General features: G+C 73.8%; 2 protein-coding genes. Both read left to right on the plus strand.

The genetic code is table 11. The features are described from left to right. On the plus strand, nucleotides 1-683 hold a 683-nt coding region (locus MJ785_RS16605; protein WP_239381661.1), incomplete at its 5' end, for a DivIVA domain-containing protein. A 69-nt stretch (nucleotides 684-752) separates the two neighbouring features. Beyond that, entirely contained in the window at nucleotides 753-899 is a 147-nt protein-coding gene (locus tag MJ785_RS16610) for a hypothetical protein (RefSeq protein WP_239347058.1), read from the plus strand. Nucleotides 900-1,051: the final 152 nt, after the last annotated feature.

Consider the following 1,051-nt stretch of genomic DNA (forward strand, 5'->3'; position numbering starts at 1 on the left):
AGGCCGCGCAGGCCGCCCGCGAGCGTCCTGTGGCGGCGCAGCCGGCGACCGCGGCCGCGACCGCGGTGATGCCGGCGGTGCCCGCGTCGGCCCAGGCCCCGGCCCGCACCGGCAACTCCCAACTGGATGCCGAGATCGAACAGCGGGTGGCCCGCACGCTCGTGCTGGCGCAGCGTACGGCGGACGAGGCGCTGCGGGAGGCCCGCAGCGAATCTGACCGTGCGCGCCGCGAAGCCCGGGCGGACGCCGACCGCATCATCGGCGAGGCACGGGCACACGTTGCCGAGCAGCTCGGTGGCCTCGAGGACGACAAGCGCCGGCTGGAGGGCCAGGTCGAGCAGCTGCGTGCCTTCGAGCGTGAATACCGCACACGGCTGCGTGCCTACCTGGAGATGCAGCTACGCGATCTGGACGGTATGCCGACGCAGCCGGCGGTCGGTCCGGGCGGTACCCCGCGCCCGCCGCTCAACCCCGGTACCGGGTCCGCGCCCCCGCCGCCGCCGACCGGGATCACCGCCGGCTCACAGCAGCCGGCCGCGAGTTCCGTCGCCGCGTCCGCTTTCCCGCCTGGGCCGCCGCTGGGCGCGGGAGCAGCGATGGCACGGGGAAGCGACAACGGCGGTGTCCGCGGTCCCGACATCGAACCGGCCCGCCGGGACTCCAGCGGACTACAGGATTTCTAGCCGGTCGAAGAGCGCGCGGACTCAGCTCCGCTGACGTCCCGGGCACATATGATTACCGTCAGTGGGATCTTGGCTCTGCTCTCAGCCGTGCTGCTCGGTATGGGGGTCCTCGGTGACGCCGTGTTCGCCTACGCGTCCCTTGTGACCGGCCTCGTCTCGGCTGCCCTGTTGCCGGTCGGCGTGCTCCGGCAGGCTCGGCGCTCATCCCGGGAATAGGTCTCCCGAGCCGCGCCGGCCAGCCTGCCACCAGCCAGCCGCCGGTCAGCCTGCCGCGCCGGCCGGGCTCAGCCAGAAGGTCAGCCCGAGATCCGGTGCGGTATGCCCGGTCCCAGCGGCCGTCGCGGAGCCACCGCTGTCGGGACCGGCAG

It is taken from the genome of Protofrankia sp. CiT1 (assembly GCF_917627335.1).
Lineage (GTDB): Bacteria > Actinomycetota > Actinomycetes > Frankiales > Frankiaceae > Protofrankia.